We start from the raw sequence: 24,572 nt of genomic DNA on the forward strand, positions 1-24,572 counted from the left end.
TCACGCGACCCCCGCGAGGCGTCACGCAGCGCGAACCCTGCTTCACACGGCACGGCACCACGTGCGCACGTGATACCCCGTGGAAGCGCGCGACGCCGCCCCCGCACAGGGATGTGAGTTCCCGCGCATCCTCGACCACCACGCCCACAGCACGCACCGCTGGTAGCGGATCATCGGCCCGTCACCGGAATGCCACGATGACGGGGACACGTGCATCCCATGGTCCTCGCCAGGAGGTGCTCGTGCCCGTCACGGAATTCCTCCCGTCCAGGCAGCGAGGTTGGGGTAGATTCGACAGCCAGAGGCCCTGCGCTCGACGCCGACGCCGTGCTCGACGCCGATGCCAGGGCTCTTGTCGTACCCGATGCCTTCGAGTGACCCCAAGACGGTACCCACCCTGGCCTCCCCGGCCGACGCCGCAGCGCTCTCCACCCCTCCTTCCAGCCATGGTCCCGGCACGCTCATCGCCGCCAAGTACCGGCTGACCCAGGTCCTCGGGGTGGGCGGGATGGGCACCGTGTGGCAGGCCAGGAACGAAGCGCTCGACGTCGACGTCGCCATCAAGCTCATCCGTCGCGACACGGCGACCGAGGTCTCCTCCGAGCGCTTGATCCGCGAGGCGCGCGCCGCAGCGCGGGTGGATCACCCGTCCATCGTCCGCGTCTTCGATTTCGGCGAGACCGAGATCGGTGAGCCGTTCATCGTGATGGAGCTGATCTCGGGCGAGTCGCTCCGCAGCTTGTTCACCCGCAAGGAGCGGCTGCCGGCGCTCGGCGCGGTGCAGACGCTGCTGCCCGTCGTGAGCGCGCTCGGCGCGGCGCACGCGAAGGGGATCGTCCACCGCGATCTCAAGCCCGAGAACGTGCTGCTCGCCAGGGACGAGCGGGGCACCCTCATCCCCAAGGTGGTCGACTTCGGCATCGCGAAGCTGCGCCAAAACGCCCCCGATTTCCGCGTCACCCAGGAGGGCGTGGCCATCGGCAGCCCCGCGTACATGGCCCCCGAACAAGCGCGTGGCCACGAAGACACCGACGAGCGCGCCGACGTCTGGTCGCTCTCGGTCGTGCTCTACGAGGCCATCACCGGCCGCCTCCCCTTCGACGGGAAGACCTACAACGCGCTGCTCGCGGCCATCCTCGAAGACCCGCCGCACCCCGCCAGCGACCTCGCCGAGGTCGACGAGGCGCTCTGGCACATCCTCGAACGCGGCCTCGCCAAGGACCGCGAACAGCGCTGGCAGAGCGCCCAGACGTTCGGCGAGGCGCTCGCCCGGTGGGCCGTCCAGCAAGGCGCGGACGCCGACGTCACCGGCCTCTCCCTCGCGATCACCTGGCTCGACCAGACCCCGCGCCGCCCGTTCACCGACCCGCCCCCTGCCGCGCCCGAGGCCGAACTGCTCACGCTGCCCTTGCCAGCGCAGGCCCCGCGCCTCGACGATCCCACGCTCGCCCTGGGCCCTGGCGCTTCCACGCCGCCGCCCTCCGAGCAGCTCCTCCCGGTCGACAGCCAGACCCGCGCCTTGCTCGATCGCCTCGACGAGCCCCCGGCCAGCGGCGCGGACCTCCCCGCGCGGCGCGGGCGCCTGGCCTGGCTGCTGCTCCCGCTCGCCGGCGTCATCGCCGCGCTCGTCCTGCGCACCCAGGGCGCCCCTGCGCCGCCTTCGCCCACGGCGAGCCTCCCGACCCCCCAGCCCGCGAGCGCGCCGGCCCACACCGCGTCGGCTCCCACCACCCTCGCCAGCCTGGTGAACGCCCCCGACCCGCGCCCGGAAGAGGCGGCCCCTGCGGCCCCTGCGGCCCCGGAACCGCTCCCCTCGGCCGCGCCCTCGGCCGCGCCTTCCATCGCCGCCGCGCCTTCCATCGCCGCCGCGCCGACGCCCGAGGACATCAGCGCGTGCACCACGCGCCACCTCGCCTCCGACGCCTTCCGCGCCGACGCTCCGCCCGATCTGAGCTGGCTCTGCACCGAGGTCGATCCACGCCGGGGCGCCGCCGCCTTGAAGCAACAGGTCGTGCGCGGTGGCGGCCGGAGCGTCACCAACGCCATGAAGGAGCACGCGCTGCTCCACTGGTACGAAATGGCCACCTTCGCAGCCCTCCGCGCCCGGTGCTGCGTACCTCCGACGGCGGCACGCGCCACGCCCACCGACACGCTCACGCCCGATGGCCCCGTGGCTCACCCCCGCCTCGTGCGCCTCTCGCTGCCGCCGCCCACGGGCCTCTGCAAGCCGCTCGACAGCGCCCTCGACACCCTCGGCGGTTCCGCGGCAGGGCGAGGCGACCTCGACACCGCGCTGTCCATCTACCGCTCTGCCGTCCAGTGCGCGCTCACCAGCGGCGCGGCCGCCGACTACGCCTGGCGCGAGGCCCCCTCCGGCGGCGCGGAGCCCACGTTCCGGCGCATCCTCGCACGCGGTGACACCACGTCCACCGCGCCCTGATCTGCGCCCTGCCCCGTCACCTCACGCCGCCTTCTGGCACTCCAGCCCCGCGTAGAGCTCCTGCAGCGCGTGGTGCGACACCCAGCGCCGCACGATCTCCACGTGCCGCTCTTCCTCGGCGCTCGCCAGGTAGAACGAGTCTGCCAGCTCGTGCCGTCCGAGCGCCCGCGTCAGCTCGATGAGCAGCCTCCACCCATCGCTGTCTGCGCGCTCCACCATCAGCATCGCCGAGAGCCCCTGCGCCAGCGTCGTCCGCGAGTTCACGATCACCTGGAGCACGCCGCTGCTCGTCATCCTCGCCAGGCGCGCCCCTGCGCTCATCGCGCGCGGATCGCCTCCCAGCGTCTGGATGGCGGCGTGCAGGAGCCCCACGTGCCGCACCTCCTCGTTCTGGATGGCGAGCAGGTCCTCGCGCGCGGGGCCGTCCGGGAAGCTGCCTTGCTTGTCGAGCTTGGCGATCAACCCCTCGTACAGGCGGGTCATCGAGCGCTCGAAGGCCAGCCGCTCGGTCAGCCTGTCGAGAAGTGCCACCACCGCCATCCCCACCCGGTTCAGGGAGGCCGCCGACGGCACCTCCAGCTCGGTGACCGTCGCGTCGATCCCTCTGCCGCTTCGTTCGATCTGGCTCATGGCGAATCTCCATCGCGGCATTGCGTGAAGTCGTCGTGACCCCCGGCCCCCCTCCATGAGCGGGCCGCTCCGCTCTTCCTGGGCCGCGAAGCCTCTCCATGCTAGACGCGGGCCACCGTGAAGCGTGTTCCCGAGAGCCGCGTCCGCCCAGGCAATGACCGTCCCGTCCGGCAAGGAGGCGACCACGTCCTGTACTGGATGATCGCCAGCCGCAGGACCCGGTACAACTTCGGCCTCCAGCGCGCCCTCGACTGGGCCCGGGAGCTCGATCGACCCCTGGTGGTCCTGGAGGCGCTGCGGGTGGGATACCCCTGGGCCAGCGCTCGCCTGCACCGGTTCGCGCTCGATGGCATGGTCGACAATGCGCACGCATTCGCCAGGGCAGGCGTGCTCTACCACCCCTACGTCGAGCCTTCGGCCGACCACGGCAAGGGCCTGCTGAAGGCGCTCTCGGAGCGGGCCGCGGTCGTCGTCACCGACGATTATCCAGCCTTCTTCCTCCCGCGCATGGTGGCGTCCGCAGCGCGGAAGCTCGACGTGCTGCTGGAGCAGGTCGACAGCAATGGCTTGCTGCCCGTGCACAGCGCCGAGCGCGTCTTCACCACCGCCCGCTCCTTCCGGATTCACCTCCAGAAGCAGCTCGCGCCGCACCTGCATGAAACGCCCGTCGCCGACCCCCTCCGCCGTGCCGAGGCCCTCCCGACGCTGCGCGCCCTCCCGAAGGCGATCACCGCCCGCTGGCCGGCCGCGTCCGCCGCCCTCCTCGACGGCGACGAGGCCGCGCTCGCCGCCCTCCCCATCGACCAGAGCGTCCTCCCCGTACCCACCCGAGGCGGCTCCGTCGCTGCCGAGCGCGCCCTCACCCGCTTCCTCGACGAGCAGCTCGATCTGTACGTCGCCGACCGCAACGAGCCCGACGCCGAGGCCACCAGCCACCTTTCCCCCTACCTGCACTGGGGTCACCTCTCCGCCCATGAGGTCCTCGCCCACCTGGCCCGCCGCGAGCACTGGACGGCCGACGCCCTCGGCAAGGAGAAGAGCGGCGCCCGCGAAGGCTACTGGGGCATGAGCGCGAACGCCGAGGCCTTCCTGGAGCAGCTCGTCACCTGGCGCGAGATCGGCTTCAACATGTGCGCGATGCGCCGCGACCACGACCAGTACTCGTCGCTCCCCGGCTGGGCCCTCGACACGCTGAAGAAGCACGCCAAGGACCCGCGCCCCAAGCTCTACACCCGCGAGCAGCTCACCGCCGCCGAGACCTACGACCCCGTGTGGAACGCCTCCCAGCGCGAGCTGCTCCGCGAGGGCCGCATCCACAACTACCTGCGCATGCTCTGGGGCAAGAAGATCCTCGAATGGTCGAAGACCCCCGAAGAGGCGCTCTCGGTCATGCTCGAACTCAACGACCGCTTCGCGCTCGACGGCCGGGACCCGAACTCCATCTCCGGGATCTTCTGGGTCCTCGGCCGCTACGACCGCGCCTGGGGCCCCGAGCGCCCCATCTACGGCACCACCCGCTACATGACCTCCGAGAGCGCCCAGCGAAAGCTCCGGATGAAGCAGTACCTCGCCCGGTACGCCCGCTGAGCCCCTGCGGGCGCGTGCCCAGCTAGACGCTGGCGGCCACCTCGGTCGTCGGTGTCGGTGCCGCGACCGCGGCCTGCTGGGGCGGCGGCGCGAGGTAGCCGGTGCGGTGCATCCAGCCCAGGTAGACGTCCATCAGCTTCTTGCCCAGCGGCGGACAGGAGATCCCGCTTCCGGCGAGCGCTCGCCGCGTGTTCGTGTCGTCGAACGGCGGCATCCGCACGCACAGCTCCCACCGGGTGAGCCCCTTGTAGACCGGCTCGCTCAGCAGGGGGAGCAGCGGGAACAGCACGTTGTCGCTGCTCGTCTCGGCCGCGCGCCGCAGCCGATCCACCCATTCCCCGTAGGTCACGCGCTCCAGCGGATAACCGCTTTCAATCAGCAGGTCGAAGAAGCCATTCAGCGAGAGATCGTCCTTCGGGGAAGGCACGAGGTGATACACGCCGCCTCGCGCCGTCGGGTCGAGCGAGATCTCGGCCAGCGCCGCGCTCACGAAATCCACGGCCGTGAAGATCTTCCGGTGGTTCTCCATGTCGGGGCAGCACCCGAGCTGCACGCAGCCTTTGACGAGCCGGGTGATGAAGTCGTTCGTGTTCGAGTTGCCGAGGACGCTGTCGCCCATGAGAAACCCGGGTCGGTAGATGTTGACCGGCAAGCCGCGCTCACGCGCCGTGGTGACGAGCTTCTCGGCGACCCACTTGCTCTGCGAGTAGCCCATGTCGGTCCCCATGTACGGCCTGCTGAACTCCAGCCCCTCGTCCTCGTGAAGGAGGTCCGTGGTGACGTAGTAGCCGATCTGCCCATAGACCGCGGTCGACGAGACGAAATGGACCGGCTTGAGCTTGTGCGCGCACGCCATCCGCAGGATCTCCCGCGTACCGCCGATGTTCGCGTCGCGGTGCGAGAAGTACGGGTTGACGTAGTTCACGTCGGCGCCCGAATGGTAGATGGCGTCGACGTTCTCGGTCAGGAACGCGAGCTGCTCGTCGCTCAACCCGAGCCGCGCCCGCGCGAGATCACCGGGAATGGGCACGATGCGGCTCACGTCCTCCGGCGTCCAGCTCGTGTACCGTCGGACCATCTCCAGGATGCGCCGCAACCCGTGAGCGGTGTCTGCCGCCCGGACCAGGCAGTGGATCTGCGCGTCGGTGCGGCTCAGGAGATCGCGCAGAAGAAACGCCCCCATGAAGCCCGTGGCGCCCGTCAGGAGGAGATGGCGGAGCTGCGTGGCCGGCGGGGCCGCGTCCGGGCTCGGCCGGATGCTCGGATCGAGCGTGCTGTCGGTCGTCAGGTGCTGCACCGTCGTCGTCACCACGGGCGTCCCATGGCTGCCCACCGCTTCGTCCACGCGCTGCGCGAACTCGGCCAGCGTGGCCGACGAGAAGAGCGACTCCGCAGAGAGGTGGACGCTCTGCTCTTGCTGCACGCGGAGGAGCAAGCGCGCAAGGAGCAGGGAGTTGCCGCCCAGCGCAAAGAAGGAGTCCGACCGGAAGACCTCGTCGACGCCGAGCACCTCGCGCCAGATCCAGGCCAGGTGCTGCTCGGTCGGGGTCCGAGGTGGCTCCAGCTCGTCGCTCGGGCTGCGCGTCTCCAGTCGGCCCGGTGGCGGCAGCGCGGCACGATCGACCTTGCCGTTCGGCGTCAGCGGCAGGCCGGGGAGCAGCACGAACGCCGACGGGATGGCCTGGTGAGGCAACCTGGCCGCGAGGTAGGCCCGGAGGGTCGTGGCGTCCGTCTGCGCGACCACGTAGGCCACGAGGCGCTTGTCGCCGCGACCGTCCTCCTGGACGACGACCACCGCCTCCTTCACCAGGGAGCTCGAGGCCAGCACCGCCTCGATCTCGGCCGGCTCGATGCGGTAACCCCGGATCTTCACCTGCCGATCCAGCCGGCCCAGGAACTCGAGGGTGCCGTCGGCCCGATGACGCGCACCATCCCCGGTCCGGTACATGACCGCCCCCGGTTCGACCGCGAACGGGTCCGGCACGAAGCGGGATGCCGTGAGCTGTGACTCGTTCCAGTACCCCTGGCTCAACCCATCCCCGGCGACGTACAGCTCCCCTGACACGCCCACCGGGACGGGCTGCAACGCCTCGTCGAGCACGTAGGCGCGGCTGTTCGCGATGGGCGTCCCGATCGGGACGGCAGGCGTCTCTTCGGGCAGGTCACGCACGCGGTAGGCCGTGGAGAACCCCGTGGCCTCGGTCGGGCCATAGCCGTTCACCAGGTGCTTCACCCCCGCGCGCCGCAGCACGTCGTGCGCCCACTTGGGGTCGAGCACGTCGCCACCGACCAGGACCGTCTGGACGCCCTGGAAGGCCTCGGGCGCGGTGTCGGCGAAGTGATGGAACAGCGCCGTCGTCAAGAACAGCACCGAGACGTCCGCAGCCCGCACCGCCTCCACGAACGCGCCCGCGGAGAGCAGGCGCCCCTCGGGCAAGATCACGAGCTGCGCCCCGTGGAGCAGCGCGCCCCAGATCTCGAACATGGACAGGTCGAAGCAGGGGTTGGCGGTGTGCATCACCCGATCCGTCCGGTCGAACGAGGTGTAGTTGGTGTTCACCACGAGCCGCACGACCCCGCGGTGCGGCACCACCACCCCCTTCGGGCGCCCCGTCGAGCCCGACGTGAACATCACGTACGCCGGCGCCGCTGCGCAGCTCCGGAACGAGGCGAGCGGCTGCACGTCCCCCTTCTCCGCCTCGAACCGGCCCTCGTCATCGAGCACGATCGTCTGCCCCTCGAACCACGAGGTCACCGCGCCGCCACGGCGTTCGAGCAGCACCTTCGTCCCCAGCGTCTGCGTCATCTGCCGGAGGCGCTCCACCGGGTAGCGCGGGTCGAGGGGCACATGGATCCCTCCGGCCTTCAGCGTCGCGAGCAGCCCGATGAGCAGCGCGGGCGAACGCTCTGCGAAGAGCGCGACCGGCACGCCCAGGCCCACGCCGGCCCGCTGTAACGCCCCAGCCAGCCGGGTGGCATGCCGATCCAGCTCGCCATAGGTCAGCGTGCGCCCTTCGAACACGACGGCGATCGCCTCCGGCGCCTCCGCCACCACCGCCTCGAACAGCTCCGGGAGCGTCGCATCGCGGGGATAGTCCGTGCGCGTGTCGTTCCACGCCGCGAGGTGATGAAGTCCGACGTCGGGGGCTCTCCCCCGACCGGATGTCGCCGGGCTGGCACCACCCTTCGCCAGAACGCGCCTGCCTTCATCACCAACAGCGACGTCGGGGGCCGGAGCCGACGCCAAACGCTCGATCTCGTCAATCAGCACCATGATGTTTCTCCTTTCTCACGACGAGGACGAATGAAATTCGAGACGAGAACGAAAGGACGCTCCGCAGCCCCCCGAACGAACCATCACGTTCCTGCTGCGACACACGGCCGCAATGCGCAGCCGTGCGCTCCCCTGGGCGGCGGGACCCTCTCGGGCATGTCGCCCCTCGGAATGGACGGGCGGCAATCGTCGCCCCGTGCCCGGTGAGACCAGGGCTTCCTCCTCCCCGAGCGAAACCGTCAGCGCAGCTACGCGCCCTTCGATTCAACCCTCAATGCATGGGTCGCTCCCTTCCAGCATCCGTAGGGGCATCGAGAGCATTCGCCAATGGTCGAGCAGCTCGTGAGAAAGCTTTCACGAAAATCCGCGTTCGCCGTTCACAGGAAAGTCTCTGGTGTCCCGCTGGTCCGCGCTGACGGAACGGAACGGAACGGATGTGCCGACTCACCCGTGACACGGTCATGCGCAGAGGAGCCGCTCGGCGCGCCCCGACGGCTAGGCGCTGGAGGCCACATCAGCGGCAGTGCCCTCGACACGCCGGGTCGGTGGCGCGAGGAAGCCGGTCCGGTGCATGCGGCTCAGGTAGACCTCGAACAGTGCCCTGTCCAGCGGACGACAGACGATCCCGGTCCCCGAAAGCGCCCGGCGCGTGTTCGCGTCGTCGAAGGGAGGCATTCGCACGCACAGCTCCCAGCGCGTCAGCTCCCCATGGACGGGCTCACTCAGCAGCGGAAGCAGCGGGAACAAGGCATTGTCGGACGCCGTCTCGGAGGCACGAAGCAGGCGACTCACCCACGTCCCGTAGGAAACGCGCTCGAGCTTGTAACCGCTACCGATCACCAGATCGAAGAACCGGTTCAGCTTGATGTCCTCATTCGGCGTCGGGACCAGGTGATACACACCGCCCAGCGTCGACCGGTCGAGGGAGATGTGGGTCAGGGCCGCGCTCACGTAGTCCACCGGCGTGAACACCTTGCGGTGGTGTTCCATGTCGGGGCAGCTTCCCACCTGGACGCAGCCCTTGACGAGCCTGGACATGAAATCGTTCGTGTTCGCAGCCCCCCGGACCGTGTCCCCCAGAAGGAAGCCAGGCCGATAGATGTTGACGGGCAGGCCTCGCTCTCGGGCCGTGGTGACGAGCTTCTCGGCGACCCATTTGCTTTGCGAGTAGCCCATCTCGGTCCCCATGTGGGGTCGGCTGAACTCCAGCCCGGCATCCTCGCCAAGGAGATCCGTGCTGATGTAGTATCCGATCTGACCGTACACCGCGATCGACGAGACGTGATGGAACGTCTTGATCTTGCGTGTGCAGGCCATCCGGAGGAGCTCACGCGTCCCCCCCACATTCACATCGCGGTGCGCGAGGTACGGGTTGACGTAGTTCACCTCGGCACCGCAATGGTAGATCGCGTCGACGTGCTCGGTCAGGAATGCGAGCCTCTCCGCGCTGAGCCCGAGCTGTGGATGCGCAAGGTTCCCGGGAACGGCCACGACGCGGCTCGCGTCCTTCGGTGTCGTTCCGGTGTAGCGCTGGAGCGCATCCAGGACGCGACGCAGCCCCTGCGAGGCGTCCTCCGCACGAACGAGGCAGTGAATCCGAGCGTCGGTGCGGTTCAACAGATCGCGCAGGAGGAAGGCGCCCAGGAAGCCCGTGGTCCCCGTCAGAAAGAGGTGATGAAGCGCGGAGGTCGGTGCAACGGCGTCAGACTCCGGACGAATGCGCTCGTCGAGCGTGCCGTCGGTCGTCAGGTGCTGCACCGTGGTCGTCACCATCGGCTTCGCGTTGCTGCGCACCACCTCGTCCACGAGGCGTGCGAGGGAGGCCATCGTCGGGGCCGAGAAGAGCGACTCCGCAGAGAGCTGAACGCCTCGCTCCTGCTGGATGCGAAGGAGCAAGCGTGCGACGTGCAGGGAGTTGCCACCCAGGGCGAAGAAGGAGTCCGACCGGAAGACCTCCTCGACACCGAGGACCTCTCGCCAGAGCCGCGCCAGGAACTGTTCGGTGAGGTTCCGAGGCAGCTCCTGCTCGTCGACGGGTCGCGGCGTGCCCGCACGCCCTGGCGCCGGCAGCGCAGCCCGGTCGACCTTGCCGTTCGGCGTGAGTGGCAATGCAGGGAGCAGGACGAACGCCGAAGGGACGGCGTGGGGAGGGAGCCTTGCCTCGAGGTGCGCCCGCAGGCTCGCCGCGTTCGTCTGCGCGACCGCGTAGGCCACGAGGCGCTTGTCGCCAGGACAGTCCTCCCGCACGACGACCACCGACGCCTTCACCTGCGGGCACGTTGCCAGCACCGCCTCGATCTCTGCCGGCTCGATGCGGAAGCCGCGGAGCTTCACCTGGCGATCCAGCCGACCCAGGAACTCGATGGTGCCATCCGGCCGGTAGCGCGCACCATCGCCGGTCCGGTACATGCACGCCCCCTGCTCGACCGCGAACGGGTCGGGCACGAAGCGGCTCGCGGTGAGCTGAGAGTCGTTCCAGTACCCATGACTCAGCCCGTCGCCAGCGACGTAAAGCTCTCCTGCGTCGCCCACGGAGACGGGCTGCAGGTCCTCACCGAGCACATACGCGCGGCTGTTCGAGATGGGCGTCCCGATCGGCAGCGCCCGCGTCTCCTCCGGCGCATCACGCACGACGTAGCTCGTCACGAACGTCGTGGCTTCGGTCGGACCGTAGCCGTTCACCAGACGCTTCAGCCCCCCTCGTCGTAACACCGCGTGTGCCCACCTGGGATCGAGCGCGTCGCCTCCGACGACGAGCGTGCCCAGGTGGTCGAAGGCTTCGGGCGCGGTGTCGGCGAGGTGGTGGAACAGGGACGTGGTCAGAAACATCACCGAGATGCCCGCCGTCCGCACCGCCTCCTCGAACGCGCCGGGTGAAAGCTGTCGCCCCTCGGGCAGGATCACGAGACGAGCGCCGTGGAGCAGCGCTCCCCACACCTCGAAGATGGACGCATCGAAGGAGGGGTTGGCCGCGTGCATCACCCGATCTTCAGGGCCGAACGACACATAACGCGTCCCCACGACGAGCCGGACGATGGCGCGGTGCGATACGGCGACCGCCTTGGGGCGCCCGGTGGAACCCGAGGTGAACATCACGTAGGCCGGATCCTCCGCCCCGGCCCGGAGCAGGGTGGGCGTGTGCGCCTCGCTCTCCGCGGCGCCCAGCCTTCCCTCGTCGAGCACGACGTGCTGCCCCTGGAACCACGAGGGCACCGCCCGCTCCCCGCGGGAGAGGAGCACGCGGGTCCCCACCGTCTGCGCCATCTGCAGCAACCGTTCCTCGGGATAGTTCGGATCGAGCGGGACATGGATGCCGCCTGCCTTCAGCGTCCCGAGCAGGCCGATCACCAGCTCCGGAGAGCGCTCGGCGAAGAGCGCGACCGGCACCCCTGGGCCCACCCCGATCCCCCTCAACCTGCGCGCGAGGGCGCTGGCACGACGATCCAGCTCGCGGTAGGTCAGCGTGCGCCCCTCGAAGTCGATGGCCACCGCATCGGGAGATGCTGCCACGGTGGCCTCGAACAGCTCCGGGAGCGTCGCATCGCGGGGATAGTCCGTGCGCGTGTCGTTCCACGCGTCCAGACGACGGCGACGGGTGTCGAGGGGCTCACCGGAGCCCGACATCGCTCGGCTCGGCCCCTCCTCCGTCGCGGCGCGCAGCGCCACGCCGCCAGCGCCCATCGTGTCGTTCGACCCTGTGAACTCGATTTCTTCATAGGCTCTCATGACATGTCTCCTTTCCGGTCGCGGCCATCCCCGACCGCACTGTCTGATGGAATGGATGCGCGGCCATCGCGCACCGGTGATTGGGGCACGAGAAGACGTTCGAGCGAGTTCAATGACGCTGAACTGCCTTTCGAGCGAGTTCAATGACGCTGAACTGCCTTCGGCGTGCAGGCCGCTCGATTCGAACCGCAACGCATGTGCCGCTCTCTTCCAGAATCAGCAGGAGCGTCGAAACATGCCGCCAATCGCCAAGCAGTCTGCGAGAACGCTGAGAGGGAAATTCACTCTCATCGTTCTCGGTCACCCGTGAAAGCGTCTCTACCGTGTCGTCGGTCAGCGCGGCGGATCCGAATGATTGGTCCACCGGTACCATGTTCATTCTTCGTCCGCAACAGGACCAGGTTCACTCGATTGGCATCGAATCGAGTCCGTCTTTACAGGAAATGAAACCTGCAACGCCAGCTCGGTCCCCACCTTCGTTCCGCGCATGGTGGTGCAATGGCACGAAATGGCGACGCAATGGTTGCAGCGCGAGTCCACGGTGGATGCAGTCACCAGACCAGGCGATGACGCCGGACCAGGGGTCACCGGTGACACCACCCGATGGCCGCGATCCCCCGCATCCTCCATCCCCGCCGATGGCCACCGACGCGCGCCTCACGCCTCACCTGGGCGTCGCCTCGCCAGGCACGCGACCGTGAGCGGTCTCGTCGCGAACCTCCAGGGGGTCGCCTCGCCCCCTCTCCCACCGAGCCTCCTGGGAGCGCCCCGCCTCGTGCTCACGCCGGTGACGCCGCGCACGCCCCATCCCGTCATTCCACTGCGCAGCCAATCACACCCACCCCCCTCATGTCGTCGAAGGTGGCAATGCGCGCACCTCACCAATCGACGATGACCCGTCTTCCACGATTGAACGCATCCGCCGTGCCAGACACGAAGGCAGGATTTCGTTCAATAGGGCTCTCGAATTCCAGACCGGGAGCCTCTATTCTTCTCATGTCACGAAACCTCACAAGGAAGGTTGCCATGGCCGCAGACCAAATCATCGCCCGGTTGCGCTCCATCTTCGATGCATTCACCACGCGAGGTGATGCGTCGCATCTGCTGGAGTGCCTCACGGAGGAGACCGTCTATCAAATCTCGATCGGGCCAGGGACTCCCGTTGCCAACGAGTATGTCGGCAAGGAGGCCATCACGGAGTATTTCCGCGGGCTCCCCGCGAACGTTCAGCACATCAGCCTCAACATCCACGATTATTTCGCGAATGATCAGAAGGGCGTCGTCACGGGGGACGAGACCCTGCGCATCGTCAAGGATGGGACGGTCTTCTACACCCAGTGGGCGACCATCTTCACCTTCGACGGCGACAAGATCACCCATGTCATGGTGGTCGAGAACCTCGGCGCATTGAGCCAGGCCTACGGCGTGCCGCACGCTGGCCCGCCCTCGATCGCGGCCTGATCCCTCCCCTTCCCCGTCCCCTCTCCTGAGCACGCCCTTCGCGGGCCCCCTCCCGAACGCGCCTCCCGCGGGCGCCCCTCCTCGTCCATCGCCCTTCCCGCGCCGCGCCTCAGCCTCGCGCCTCCATCGCGCCTCCCTCCCGCCTCCGCCTATGGCCCATCCGTCGGCGCGAGCTGCTCGGCCATCGCGGCAAGCTCCGCCCCGAGGAAGTCGAGCAGCGCCCGCAGCTTCGGCGAGCGGCGCATGTCGGCGTGGTAGCCGGCCCAGATGTCGCGCCCTGGCGGCGGCTCCCCCAGGTCCAGGCGCCGCAAGCTGCGCCGCCCATCCCCCAGGGTGCGCGGCAGGACCGCGATCCCTCCGCCCGCCTCGCACAGCGCCGCCTGCACATCACGGCTGTTGCTGCGGCCTGCGATGTGCGCCGCGGGCAGCATCCGGCGCAGCCAGGTCACGTCCGCGAGCCCCGCGAAGGCCTCGTTCATCGTGATCAGCGCGTGCCCCTCGCCCTCGCCGCGTGTGGGTGTCCCCGCCCGCTTCAGGTACGCCGATGTCGCGTAGACACCGAAGGCGACGTGCGTGGCCTTGCGCTCCACGACGTCGCTCTCCTCGAAGCGACGGAACCGGAACACCAGGTCCGCCTCGCGCCGCGCCAGGCTGAGCAACCGCGTCTCGGCGACGATCTCGATCGTCACGCGCGGGTGCCGCTGGGTGAAGCGCGCGAAGATCGGCGCGACCACGTGGCTGCCGAACCACTCGGACGTGGACACCCGCACGAGGCCCGAGAGCTCGGCCTCTTGCCCGGCGAGCGCCCGGTCGACGGAGAGGGCCTCGGCCTCCATCCGCTCCACGTGGGCGAGGATGCGCGCCCCCTCGTCGGTGAGCACGAACCCCTCGGCGCTGCGCTGGAACAGCCGGGTTCCCACCACCTCCTCCAGCGCCCGCAGGCGGCGGCCCAGCGTGGGCTGCGTCTGGCCGATGGCGCGCGCGGCGGCAGAGAGGTTTCCCGCACGGGCCACGGCAAGGAACACGCGCAGGTCGTCCCAGTCAGGTCGCATGGGTCACTCCCGCCATCGGCGGAGGGTATGCATTTTCGCATGGCGTGCGTGAGACATCGTCGGTGTTCAGAGACGCCCCAGAGTCGCACCTTGAGCCCTGCGAGGTCGCAGAGACCCCCTGGAGACGCCCATGAAAGCCGTCGTTTACCGCACGCCTCTCCCCATCGACCACGAAGACAGCCTGCTCGACGCCGACGTGCCCGCGGAGACCTGCATGAAGACCCTCACCGCGATCCTCGCTGCCACCTCGCTGCTCGTCGCTTGCCAGCCGCCTGACGCCTCAGCGCCGAGCGCCCCCACCTCGACGCCCACGCTCACCGTCGCCGCCACGAGCGACGCGATGATCTGGAACGCCGTCGCCGTCGCCGACGACGGCCGCATCTTCGTCAGTGCCCCGCGCTGGACCGGCACACGCGGCCCCTCCCTCGCCCGGCTCGACGCGCAAGGCCGCCCCGCCCCTTACCCTGACGCCGCATGGAACGCCTGGAAGCCCGGCGACGACGCCGCCCACGCCTTCGTCAACATCAACGCCATCCACCGCGACACCGAAGGTGGCCTGTGGGTCGTCGACACTGGTAGCCCCGACTTCGGCGGCGCCCCGCTGCCCGGCGGCGCGAAGCTCGTACGCATCGACCTCGCCCGCGACGCCGTGCTGCGCGTGTACCCCTTCGACGAGCGCATCGCCACGCCCCGGAGCTACGTCGACGACCTCCGCTTCCACGGCCGCAACGCCTACCTCACCGACGCTGGCCAGCCTGGCCTCATCGTGCTCGACATCGACACCGGCGACGCCCGGCGCGTGCTCGACGGCACCCCCTTCACCACCGCCTCCGAGGACCGCCCCATCGTGGTCGACGGCCAGGTCCTCCGCGCCCCTGACGGCAAGCCCTTGCGGGTGCACGCCGACCCCCTCGAAGTGAGCCCCGACGGGCAGTGGTTTTACTTCGCCCCCCTCAGCGGCCCCATGTGGCGCATCGAGACCCGCTGGCTGGACACCCCCGGCCTCGACGACGCGACCCTCGCCGAGCACGTCGAGCCCTGGTTCGACCTGCCCGCGGTCGGTGGGACGGCGATGGACGCCGACGGGACCCTCTACTTCACGGACCTCGCGCAGAACGCCCTGCGCAAGCGCACCCCCGACGGCGAGGTGGAGACCATCCTCACCGACCCGCGCCTCCACTGGGTGGACGCTCCGTACCTCGACGCGCGCGGCGTGCTCTGGATGCCGGCGCCCCAGATGGATCGTGTCGCACTGTTCAATGGCGGCGAGGCGCGCACCCGGTGGCCCGTGGAGCTGCTCACGCTGTCTCTGCGCTGAAGAGCCGCGACACGCTGAAAGGCTTCGGCGCGCGGAGAGGCTTCGACGCGCTGAAAGGCTTCGACGGCACACCGTTCGGGGGCGTCAGGCCGAACTTCGGACGCCCGTGGACCATGGATCGCTGAAAAGCGTGCATGGCGCGCGCGTTACATAAAGTGGATGTTCGACACGCAGACCGCCCTGCAGATGCTGAGGGAATCGCGGTCGGGTGGAGGGGTGGGGCGGCGACGCGACGCTCGACACGACGCGCCGCCGCGAGCAGGCAGGGAGGGATCAGGTGGCGCTCGGCGCATCTCCTGCGATGGGCGGCTTCGGCCCCAGCGGCGGCCGATCTTCGTGGACGCGGAGGTCAGGGAAGAAGTCCCTCATCTCTCGCTCTCGCCCCAGGAGCGAGAGTTCGGCCCGGACGAGCGGCTTGGCCACCTGGTTGTATACGTGGAGGAAGCGCTCCCGCGCCTGCACCAGGCTCGCTGTGCTCTTCAGCTTGACGGCCACCGACGTGCCCTTGTCCGCAAGCGCCGCTTCCAGATCGTCGCTCGCCTCGGTGAGCTTCGCCAGCCGCGCCACGCGGTCCGGCAGCGCGACATTCGCGGGCACATCGAAGCCGCGGATCGCGTCCTTGAGGCGCGCGTTCACGTCGGCCGGCTTGAGCGCGGAGAGCGCGCCGAGCTTGCTCCTCTTGAAGAAGGCCTCGCGGTCGAACTGCGCCGCCTCGTCGAGTGAGTTCAGGTAGCTGTGGAACCGCTCCAGCTCCTTGCGCCCCCGCGAGGTGGCCTCTTCCACGCCGACGCGCTGTCCGCGCAGGTCACTGCGGGTGATGCCCGCATTCTTCAGCTCTTGATTCACCCCCTGAACCGACCCCAGCACCAGGCCCCGGAGCCCGCTGACGTTCACCAGCGTGGCCACACCCTCCAGCCTCATTAAGGCCGTCAAAAAGCCGCCGCCGTACTCGTCCACTTCGAAATAGTCGATGTAATTGTCCGCCATGTTCAGTTCCTCCCTGTTCTCGGAGAATTTAGAAAGCTGTACCAGACAGACACGACCTGTCGAGGCGGGAATTATCCAGCAGCACAGTCTCGACGCAACGCACGAAAGTCCCTCGTCAACGCGCACGGCGAGGTGCACAAGCCCTCGAATGTCCGTCCAAACCGTATTCACGTGACCTTGGCAGCCCAGGTGTCCATCCCGAGGCCTCGACGCCCATGCCTGGGCAGCCAGGGTCAGCCCCGACCCCTCGGGACACGCGCCTGGGCCGCCAAGGCATCCATCCCGACCCCTCGGGATGAACACCTGGGCTGCCAAGGCATCCATCCCGAGCCCCCGGGATGGCCACCTGGGCTGCCAAGGTCATCGCCCCGAGCCCTCGGGATGGACACCTGGTCGGCCAAGGTCATCGTCCCGAGCCCTCGGGATGGACACCTGGTCGGCCAAGGTCATCGTCCCGAGCCCTCGGGATGGACACCTGGTCGGCCAAGGTCAGATTTGCACGGGAAAACGGGCATGCGGGCTGCAGTAGCTGACGGTGGAGGTGCCAGAGGCGAACCTGGGGCTATCCGCTCGACGGCCCCACCCTCCTGGCCTGCTCGAGCACGGCGTCGCGGGATGCGCTCGTGAGCCGGTGGACGTGGTCGAGGAGCACGCCGTCGAGGCGGCCCTGCGTTCAGCGCCCCCCTCAGAGCTTCACGTCGAGGTGCAGCGCGAAGCCGTCGGGGTTGTAGCCGTTGTCGTCGGTCGCCCAGCGTGACCAGCCTCCCCCTCGCCGCGCCCATGGCGTGTAGCGCGCCTCTCCTGCGTGATGCGCTCCTCCGCCATCGTAGCCCCGCAGGCCGAGGCGAAAATCGCGGATGGCGTGGCCAGGCGCCGCGAGCCGCGTCTCGACGGTGATCCGGTAAGCGTCCGGGTCCCGCCCATCGGCGTCCGAGACCACCTCCGACCAGCCGCCATACTGGCTCGCCCACGGCGTGCATTGCCTCTTCCCGAACTGCAAGGTGGCATTGCCGTCCGAGGCTTCGAGGCAGACGCGCAGATCCGTGTCGACGAACCAGACCGAGAACTCGACCTGGAGGTGAATGCGAAGCGAATCGGGATCACGTCCGTCGGAATCGGTCGCCCAGCCGGAGAAGAAGCTCCCGCCAGAGCTGTCGGACCAGGCCGTGTACCGCTCTCCACCCAGCTCCGCGTGCCCCCGATCCGCAGCCTGTAGGCCGAGACGCAGGCGCTGCGAAGGGGACGGCACCTCCGCCGCCTCTGCCCTGACCTCCTCGACGGCGACGGACGTCAGGTCCACGCAATCGAGCGTGCAGCCAATGCTGGAGAGAACGACGAAGAGCAGAGAGCGAACTACGAGTCTCGCTTGTGGCATCAAAGGCTCCCTCCAGCACCGAGCGCTTCGTCAGTGCCCCGCCCCGGGCATGAGAAGCAGAGGATGTCGACCAACTTCGCACCTTCAGGGTGACGCACTGGCTCGTAACACCAGCCACCCGAGCAGGCAACGTATTCGGTCCTCATTCATGCAATGAAATGGTTCACGCAGCGCAGTCATCGTCACAAGGCGCTGTCAATGAACTCGGGGCGTTCACACGATCGATCCAATGATCGAGTGCGTCTTCGGTGAACGGAGGCAGGAATCGATCGTTCGATGCACGCACGACGCGCGCAGCGCCATGAGCTCGGTCCACCCGAGTGGCGCACGGCGAGCCATGGTCCGCGCTCGGCCCCTGTCCGGAGGACGCGTGGGGACGCCCGACGCTCCCCGTGAAGCCCGCGGGACATCCACCAGCGGCACGCCACGTACGTCGCGCTGGAGGGTTCGTCCATCGAGGCTCACTCATGGCTCGACAGGGGTTCATCGAGCGAGACTCGGCCATTCCCTGACGGAGATCCATCGAGCGATGGCTCGGCCATTCCCTGACGGAGATCCATCGAGCGATGGTTCGGCTATCGTCTAACAGGGATTCATTGAGCAGGGCTCGGCCATTCCCTGACAGGCATTCATGGAGTGACGCTCGGCCACCTCCTGACCGGGTTCGTCCAGCGAGGCACAGTGGTCGCCCGGTGGGGTTCGTCGCGCGGAGTTCGACCCTCCTTCGAGAGGGTTCGTCCAGCGAGGTCCAGTGGTCGCTCGACAAGGTTCGTCCAGCGAAGCTCGGTGATCGCCTGGCGAGGCGCCCCCTGCAAGGCGCCCCCTGCAAGGCGCCCCCTGCAAGGTGCCCCCTGCAAGGCCCGGCGGTCGCCCTGCAGAGTTCGTCCAGCCAGGCCTCGCTGGTCGCGTGGCAAGACGCCCCCCTGCCAGCGAAACCTTGCTGGTCGCGTGGCAAGACGTCCTCCCTGCCGGCGAGACCTCGCTGGTCGCGTGGCAAGACGCCTCCCTTGCCTGCGAGATCTCGCTGGTTGCGTGGCAAGACGCCCCACCGCGAGGCCCGACGGTCGCCCGACAGGGTTCGTCTAGTGAAGCTCGTCGGGGTCGAGGAGGCGCTCGATCTGCGCCTGCTCTTCCCGCCGCAAGCCCTGCCGCTCGACGTGCCCGAGCTGATCTTTGTCCTCGGAGATCTCGCCGAGCACGGCGCCCATGCCGGACAGACCTTCGAGGCGCGTGTCGACCCGGCGCTCTTCGAGGCCGCGGCGCTCTTCGGGGACCGACTCGGGCTCGTCCTCCCGCTCCTCGGGGCGGAGCGACTGGGCCACGCGGAGGGCCTCCTCGCCTTCGACCAGGCGGGGGGCCGGCGGGGGTTGCTCCTCCGGCTCGAGGTCACGGCTGTGCTGCCCACTCCCCCTCGTCAGCTTCTTCGCCGTCGATGCCATGGTGTTCCTCCTGGCCGCAGCGCGGCCGCCTGTCCCCAGCGGTCTTACAAATCCGGTGCCGTGAGAAACATCACGGACATGGCGGGGAAGAGCACGGTGGGCCGTGGGGGGTGGGCGTGGCCCGTTCGGCCGCACGCCAGGGCACGGCCAGAGGCCCGACGGAGGCGCAGGACATTCGACTCGGCCTCGGGCTTCGGGTAAACGGGGCCCGTGGATCTCCTGCGCGAGTTTTTCAGCAGGCTTCGGGACCTCGAAGCCCTCCTCACCTGGGGTGGGTATCCCGTCCTGATGGCCATCATCTTCGCCGAGACGGGCCTGCTCGTCGGGTTCTTCCTGCCGGGCGACTCGCTGCTCGTGACCGCCGGGGTGCTGGTCAACGCAGGGATGATCAACCCGTTCCAGCTGGGGAACTTCGAGAACCTGCTCCTGATGAACGCGACGCTGATGACGATGGCGATCGTCGGCGACGCGGTCGGGTTCTCCATCGGGCGGCGCGCAGGGCCGAAGATCTTCAACCGGGAGCAGTCCTTCTTCTTCCGGAAGGACTACCTGATCGCCACGAAGACGTTCTACGAGCGCCACGGGGGCAAGACGATCATCCTCGCGCGGTTCATGCCGTTCGCGCGGACGTTCGCGCCGGTCGTCGCCGGGGTCGGGCAGATGGAGTACCGCCGCTTCGCGATGTTCAACATCGCCGGCGGGGTGCTGTGGGTCTTCTCGATGACGTTCCTCGGCTACTTCCTGGGGAAGATCTTCGATGCCAAGCAGATCGAGCGGGTGGTCATCCTGATCATCATCGTCTCGGTGCTGCCGGTGGTCATCGGCGCCATCCGCCACCGGATGGCGCGGGAGCAGCCGGTGGTGGGCGTGGTGCCGCTGGATCCGGCATCGCAGCGTGCTCCGAAGGCGGACAAAGACTGAGGCGGAGAGAGACCCGTTGGCAGCACCGATCGACGATCTCCTCGCCACGCTCCGGAAAGCGTGCCTGCCTGGTATCTGGTCTCAAGGTGTGAAGCTCGCCCGGGAGGGGGCAGTGTTCGACCGGCAGGCGCGCGCCGACACGGTGACCGCTCGGGTGCGCTCGGGGGCCGTGGCACCGACGGTGACCCTCTACCCCGACGACGGCGAGTGGACCTGCGACTGCGGGGGGAAGTTCGACCCTTGTCCGCACGTGGCCGCGACGGCCATCGCCGCGGCGCAAGGCCTTGCCGAGCCGCCTCCTGTCGCGGCGCCGAGCGCTGCGGGGGGCAGTGGTGCGGCTTCGGGCGCGAGCGCCACGGCAGGGGCAGGCGTCGAGGGAAGTGGGGGACGCGCGGGCGGAGGGGTCGTGTCGACGGCGCCCGGGCGCTTCGAGACGCTGGATGCTGGGTGGAGCGGGCGCGGCGGGCGCGGCACCGAGAGCGTGGTGGTCCGGGAGGCGGCGCCGGTCGTGCGCGCCGGGGGCACAGCGAGCGCGGGGTCTGCCGAAGGGCCGCGCTCGGCGAAGCTGCGGTACGTGCTGCGGCGTCAGCCCGGGGGGCTGGGGCTGGAGCGCTGGCTGGTGCTGCCCGATGGGCGTGAAGAGGCGGTGCGCGGGCCGCTCGCGCGGGTGCGGCTCACCGACGGGGCGACGTTGCTCCCCACGCACGAGGACGTGACCCTCGATCGTCTGGTGGGGAACAAGCAGTTCGGCTACCTGCCGGCGGAGCGCACGCCCGAGGTCTTCGCGGCGCTCGGCGGGGTGTCCGACGTGCGGATGGAGCAGCGCCCGGTGTCGGTGTCGCCACAGCTCTGCTTGCCGCGGGGTCAGATCGTGGACGCGCCGAACGGTGGGGTGGCGCTGGTGCTCGATCGGGATCCGTCGGTGACCGAGGTGCTGACCGCGGGGGTGGTGCTCTGCGGAGACGTGCTGCACCGGCTGGGCGAGATGGAGCTGACCGGGATGAGGCTGGAGAAGCTGCCGGTGCGGCGGGTGTTCCCCAAGGCGGACCTGGGGCAGGTGGTGACGCAGATCCTGCCGGACCTGGGGCGGCGCTTCCCGGTCGAGGTGCGGACGAAGCGCTTGCCCAAGGCACAGAAGGGGGCACGGCCGCGCATCCTGTTCCAGCTCCTGCAGCGCGGGCACACGCTGTCGGTGATCCCGAGCCTGGTTTACGGGGATCCGCCGCAGGCGCGCGTGGAGAACGGGCGGCTCGTGCACCTGCGCGGGGCGACGCCCGTGCGGGACGAGTCCGGCGAGCGGGACCTGCTGAACCGGCTGCGCGCGGAGCTGAACCTGGTGCCAGGGCGCTGCGTGGACTTCGACGGGGGGGAGGCAGCACGGTTCGCGGCGCGGCTCCAGGGGTGGAGCGCGCGCGAGGGGGGCGAGGACCACCGGAAGATCTTCAAGAAGACCGAGCTGGTCCCGCGGCTCGTGGTCGACGACGTGTCGATCGAGCTGTTCTTCGAGCTGCGGCGCGCAGGGACCAAGGAAGACGACGAGGACGGCGAGGTGCCGTCGGGGGCGCGGGTGGACGCGGCGGCAGTGGTGAAGGCCTGGCAGGACGGGCTGCCGCTGGTGCCGCTGGCCGCCGGGGGATGGGCGCCACTGCCGGGCGAGTGGATGAACCAGCACGGGCAGCGGGTCGCGGATCTGCTGGCGGCGAAGCGCGACGACGGGACGGTGTCCCCCGCGGCGCTGCCGGCGATGTCCGAGCTGTGCGACGCGCTGGAGATGCCGCGGCCAGCGGGGCTCAAGCGGCTGGAGCCGCTGTTCCAGGGCTTCGAGGCGGTGCCGGAGGCGGGGCTGCCGGAGGATCTTTCGGCGACGCTCCGGCCGTACCAGCGGCAAGGGGTCGACTGGCTGTGCTTCCTGCGCGACGCGGGGCTCGGCGCGGTGCTCGCCGACGACATGGGTCTCGGCAAGACGCTGCAGGCACTCTGCGCGCTGAAGGGGCGGGCGCTCGTGGTCTGCCCGCGGAGCGTGGTGCACAACTGGGCGGCGGAGATCCAGCGCTTCCGCCCGGGGCTCGCGGTGAGCATCTACCACGGGCCGAAGCGGGCGCTGGATCCCGAGGCCGACGTGACGCTCACGACCTACTCGGTGCTCCGCCTCGACGCGGAGGAGCTCGCGCAGGTGACGTGGGGCGTGGTGGTGCTCGACGAGGCGCAGATCATCAAGAACCCCGACAGCCAGGTGGCCCGGGCGGCGTACGCGCTGAAGGCCGACTTCCGGATGTCGTTGAGCGGTACGCCCGTGGAGAACCGGCTCGAGGAGCTGTGGAGTCAGATGCACTTCACGAACCGCGGGCTGCTCGGCGGGTTCGGCGACTTCCAGGAGCGGTTCGCGCGGCCGATCGGGGCGGGGCAGCCCGATGCGGCGGCGCGGCTGCGGCAGAAGATCCGGCCGTTCGTGATGCGGCGGCTGAAGCGGGAGGTGGCGCCGGAGCTGCCTCCGCGTACGGACGCGGTGCTGTACTGCGAGCTGGAGGAGGGGGAGCGCGCCGTCTACGACGCGGTGATGGCGGCGACGCGCAAGGAGGTGGTGACGAAGCTGGCCGAGGGCGGGAGCGTGCTGGCGGCGCTGGAGGCGCTCTTGCGGCTGCGGCAGGCGGCGTGTCACGCGGCGCTGGTGCCAGGGCAGTCGGCGAGTTCGTCGTCGAAGGTGGAGCGGCTGGTGGAGGCGCTCATCGACGCGGCCGCGGACGGGCACAAGGCGCTGGTGTTCTCGCAGTGGACGTCGCTGCTCGATCTGGTGGAGCCGCATCTCGAGGCGGTGGGGATCTCGTTCGCGCGGCTGGACGGGTCGACGCGTGACCGGGCCGGCGTGGTGACGTCGTTCCAGGATCCAGCAGGGCCGCCGGTGCTCTTGATCTCGCTGAAGGCGGGCGGGACGGGCTTGAACCTGACCGCGGCCGACCACGTGTTCCTGATGGATCCGTGGTGGAACCCGGCGGTGGAGGATCAAGCGGCGGACCGGGCGCACCGCATCGGGCAGGACCGGCCGGTGATGGTGTACCGGCTGGTGGCGAAGGACACGGTCGAGGAAGGGATCCTGGGGCTCCAGGAGAAGAAGCGGGCGCTGGCAGGGGCGGCCCTCGGCGAGGTGGAGCAGGCCGCGGCGCTGACGCGGGAAGATCTGCTCTCGCTCTTGCGATGAAGGTCTGCATCGACTGCCGCTACATCCGGGAGCGGCCGAGCGGGGTGGGTGCCTACGTGCAAGCACTGGTGGACCGGCTGCCCGCGCTCGGTCCGCGCGCGCAGTTCGTGCTGTGGCGTCATCCGCGGGCGAAGGCGCCGCTCAGCCAGGCGCCGAACGTGACGGAGGTGGTGGCGCCGAGCAACCCGAACGAGCCGGTGTCGCTGCTCTTGCCGCGGCTGTTCGGGCCGACGGACGGAGACGTGTTCCACGCGCCGCACAACCTCTTGCCGTTCGGGATCCGATCGACGGCGGTGGTGACGATCCACGACATCATGTGGCTGGACGAGCCGCACCTGGCCGAGGGGTCGGCGCTGCTGCGGGTGTTCCGGGTGCCGTTCTTCCGGGCGGGGCTGGTGAACGCAATCCTCGGGGCGCGCCGGATCCTCACGGTGTCGCAGGCGTCGGCGGACGCGATCGTGCGGTTCCACCCGGCGACGCGGGATCGGGTGGTGGTGACGCACAACGCGGTCGACGCGCGGTTCGCGCCGCCCGTGGACGTGGACGCGGCGCGAGCGCGGGCGGCGGCGCTGGTGGGGAGCGATGCGCCGTACTTCCTGCTGGTGGGCCAGAACGCGCCGTACAAGGGGCACGAGCTGGCGCTGCGCGCGTTCGCGGCGATGGTGCATGCGCGCGGTGGAGGCGGGTCGGGGGGAGAGCGGCTGGTGTTGCTGCAGCGGCTGTGGCCGGGGCGCGGGCTGGATCGGCTGGCGCAGGAGCTGGGGGTGCGGGACCGGCTGGTGCTGCTGAAAGGGGTGCCGTTCGAGGGGCTGCTCGCGCTGATGCACGGGGCGACGGCGCTGCTCCAGCCGTCGCTGGCCGAGGGGTTCGGCATGCCGGCGCTGGAGGCAATGGCCGTCGGTTGCCCGGTCATCGCGAGCGACATCGCGCCGCTCGTGGAGGTGCTGGGGGGCGCGGGTGTCCACGTGCCACGCGGCGAGGTGGGGGCGCTCGCGGAGGCGATGCAGAAGGTGCGCGAGGAAGCCGGGTGGCGGGCCGAACTGCGCGCGCGCGGGCTCGAACGGGCGCGGGCGTTCTCCTGGGATGCCTGCGCGCAGACGACGTTCGAGGTCCACGAGGAAGCAGCCCGCCTCGGCCCTTTGCGCACCATGAGCTGAACTGCGCGC

At 69.6% G+C, this 24,572-nt stretch carries 15 protein-coding genes; 7 read left to right on the top strand and 8 right to left on the bottom strand.

Annotated elements, in window-relative coordinates; translation table 11 throughout:
* Positions 1-364: 364 nt before the first annotated feature.
* Positions 365-2,440: a serine/threonine-protein kinase gene (locus tag CMC5_RS48120; RefSeq protein ID WP_245678009.1), complete on the top strand. Its 2,076-nt coding sequence runs from the start codon at positions 365-367 to the stop codon at positions 2,438-2,440.
* A gap of 21 nt (positions 2,441-2,461) precedes the next feature.
* On the opposite strand, the gene CMC5_RS35185 is transcribed toward CMC5_RS48120, so the two are convergent.
* Entirely contained in the window at positions 2,462-3,070 is a 609-nt protein-coding gene (locus tag CMC5_RS35185; RefSeq protein ID WP_050434503.1) for a ferritin-like domain-containing protein, read from the bottom strand.
* Positions 3,071-3,187: 117 nt separating this feature from the next.
* Between CMC5_RS35185 and CMC5_RS35190 the strand changes: the two genes are divergently transcribed.
* On the top strand, positions 3,188-4,657 hold the full coding sequence (locus CMC5_RS35190) for a cryptochrome/DNA photolyase family protein (protein ID WP_050434504.1): 1,470 nt from the start codon (positions 3,188-3,190) through the stop codon (positions 4,655-4,657).
* Between the two features lie 22 nt (positions 4,658-4,679).
* On the opposite strand, the gene CMC5_RS35195 is transcribed toward CMC5_RS35190, so the two are convergent.
* From CMC5_RS35195 to CMC5_RS47080, 3 genes are all read right to left on the bottom strand, one after another.
* Positions 4,680-7,931 (bottom strand): non-ribosomal peptide synthetase family protein, encoded by a 3,252-nt coding sequence (locus CMC5_RS35195; protein ID WP_050434505.1) that lies wholly within the window; start codon positions 7,929-7,931, stop codon positions 4,680-4,682.
* 495 nt (positions 7,932-8,426) lie between these two features.
* Positions 8,427-11,657, bottom strand: a complete 3,231-nt coding sequence (locus CMC5_RS35200; RefSeq protein ID WP_050434506.1) for a non-ribosomal peptide synthetase family protein — start codon at positions 11,655-11,657, stop codon at positions 8,427-8,429.
* Positions 11,658-11,766: 109 nt separating this feature from the next.
* Positions 11,767-12,030 (bottom strand): hypothetical protein, encoded by a 264-nt coding sequence (locus tag CMC5_RS47080; RefSeq protein WP_218920136.1) that lies wholly within the window; start codon positions 12,028-12,030, stop codon positions 11,767-11,769.
* Positions 12,031-12,683: 653 nt separating this feature from the next.
* Here CMC5_RS47080 and CMC5_RS46230 point away from each other — a divergent pair.
* Positions 12,684-13,118 carry a nuclear transport factor 2 family protein gene (locus tag CMC5_RS46230; protein ID WP_050434507.1) on the top strand — a complete coding sequence of 145 codons (435 nt, stop codon included), beginning with the start codon at positions 12,684-12,686 and terminating at the stop codon, positions 13,116-13,118.
* Positions 13,119-13,267: 149 nt separating this feature from the next.
* Here the strand turns inward: CMC5_RS46230 and CMC5_RS35210 are convergent, their stop codons facing one another.
* The gene (locus CMC5_RS35210; RefSeq protein ID WP_050434508.1) at positions 13,268-14,170 is read right to left on the bottom strand and encodes a LysR family transcriptional regulator; all 903 of its coding nucleotides are present in this window, start codon (positions 14,168-14,170) and stop codon (positions 13,268-13,270) included.
* Positions 14,171-14,300: 130 nt separating this feature from the next.
* Between CMC5_RS35210 and CMC5_RS35215 the strand changes: the two genes are divergently transcribed.
* Positions 14,301-15,488, top strand: a complete 1,188-nt coding sequence (locus tag CMC5_RS35215) for an SMP-30/gluconolactonase/LRE family protein (protein WP_245678010.1) — start codon at positions 14,301-14,303, stop codon at positions 15,486-15,488.
* Between the two features lie 273 nt (positions 15,489-15,761).
* On the opposite strand, the gene CMC5_RS35220 is transcribed toward CMC5_RS35215, so the two are convergent.
* The 3 genes from CMC5_RS35220 to CMC5_RS35230 form a co-directional block, all read right to left on the bottom strand.
* Positions 15,762-16,475, bottom strand: coding sequence for a hypothetical protein (locus CMC5_RS35220; protein WP_050434509.1), 714 nt, complete (start codon positions 16,473-16,475; stop codon positions 15,762-15,764).
* Positions 16,476-17,160: 685 nt separating this feature from the next.
* A complete protein-coding gene (locus CMC5_RS35225) occupies positions 17,161-17,775 on the bottom strand; it encodes a hypothetical protein (RefSeq protein ID WP_156339097.1) in 615 nt (204 codons plus the stop codon).
* 1,157 nt (positions 17,776-18,932) lie between these two features.
* Positions 18,933-19,289: a hypothetical protein gene (locus CMC5_RS35230; RefSeq protein WP_050434511.1), complete on the bottom strand. Its 357-nt coding sequence runs from the start codon at positions 19,287-19,289 to the stop codon at positions 18,933-18,935.
* Positions 19,290-19,499: 210 nt separating this feature from the next.
* On the opposite strand from CMC5_RS35230, the gene CMC5_RS35235 reads away from it, so the two are divergent.
* The 3 genes from CMC5_RS35235 to CMC5_RS35245 are packed head-to-tail and all read left to right on the top strand — an operon-like array spanning position 19,500 to position 24,563.
* Complete coding sequence (locus tag CMC5_RS35235; RefSeq protein WP_063796401.1) at positions 19,500-20,210, top strand: VTT domain-containing protein; 711 nt, start codon at positions 19,500-19,502, stop codon at positions 20,208-20,210.
* 16 nt (positions 20,211-20,226) lie between these two features.
* Positions 20,227-23,406 (top strand): DEAD/DEAH box helicase, encoded by a 3,180-nt coding sequence (locus CMC5_RS35240; protein WP_245678011.1) that lies wholly within the window; start codon positions 20,227-20,229, stop codon positions 23,404-23,406.
* Positions 23,403-24,563, top strand: a complete 1,161-nt coding sequence (locus CMC5_RS35245) for a glycosyltransferase family 4 protein (RefSeq protein WP_050434512.1) — start codon at positions 23,403-23,405, stop codon at positions 24,561-24,563. The genes CMC5_RS35240 and CMC5_RS35245 overlap by 4 nt, the downstream gene beginning before the upstream one ends.
* Positions 24,564-24,572 lie beyond the last annotated feature (9 nt).

It is taken from the genome of Chondromyces crocatus, from assembly GCF_001189295.1.
Lineage (GTDB): Bacteria > Myxococcota_A > Polyangia > Polyangiales > Polyangiaceae > Chondromyces > Chondromyces crocatus.

What these genes read in the sequence shown, in the direction of transcription:
- CMC5_RS35220 (WP_050434509.1), bottom strand. Translation starts at nt 16,475, where the DNA reads ATGGCGGACAATTACATCGACTATTTCGAAGTGGACGAGTACGGCGGC.
- CMC5_RS35230 (WP_050434511.1), bottom strand. Translation starts at nt 19,289, where the DNA reads ATGGCATCGACGGCGAAGAAGCTGACGAGGGGGAGTGGGCAGCACAGC.
- CMC5_RS35200 (WP_050434506.1), bottom strand. Translation starts at nt 11,657, where the DNA reads ATGAGAGCCTATGAAGAAATCGAGTTCACAGGGTCGAACGACACGATG.
- CMC5_RS46230 (WP_050434507.1), top strand. Translation starts at nt 12,684, where the DNA reads ATGGCCGCAGACCAAATCATCGCCCGGTTGCGCTCCATCTTCGATGCA.
- CMC5_RS35185 (WP_050434503.1), bottom strand. Translation starts at nt 3,070, where the DNA reads ATGAGCCAGATCGAACGAAGCGGCAGAGGGATCGACGCGACGGTCACC.
- CMC5_RS35195 (WP_050434505.1), bottom strand. Translation starts at nt 7,931, where the DNA reads ATGGTGCTGATTGACGAGATCGAGCGTTTGGCGTCGGCTCCGGCCCCC.
- CMC5_RS35210 (WP_050434508.1), bottom strand. Translation starts at nt 14,170, where the DNA reads ATGCGACCTGACTGGGACGACCTGCGCGTGTTCCTTGCCGTGGCCCGT.
- CMC5_RS47080 (WP_218920136.1), bottom strand. Translation starts at nt 12,030, where the DNA reads ATGGTACCGGTGGACCAATCATTCGGATCCGCCGCGCTGACCGACGAC.
- CMC5_RS35215 (WP_245678010.1), top strand. Translation starts at nt 14,301, where the DNA reads ATGAAAGCCGTCGTTTACCGCACGCCTCTCCCCATCGACCACGAAGAC.
- CMC5_RS48120 (WP_245678009.1), top strand. Translation starts at nt 365, where the DNA reads ATGCCTTCGAGTGACCCCAAGACGGTACCCACCCTGGCCTCCCCGGCC.
- CMC5_RS35245 (WP_050434512.1), top strand. Translation starts at nt 23,403, where the DNA reads ATGAAGGTCTGCATCGACTGCCGCTACATCCGGGAGCGGCCGAGCGGG.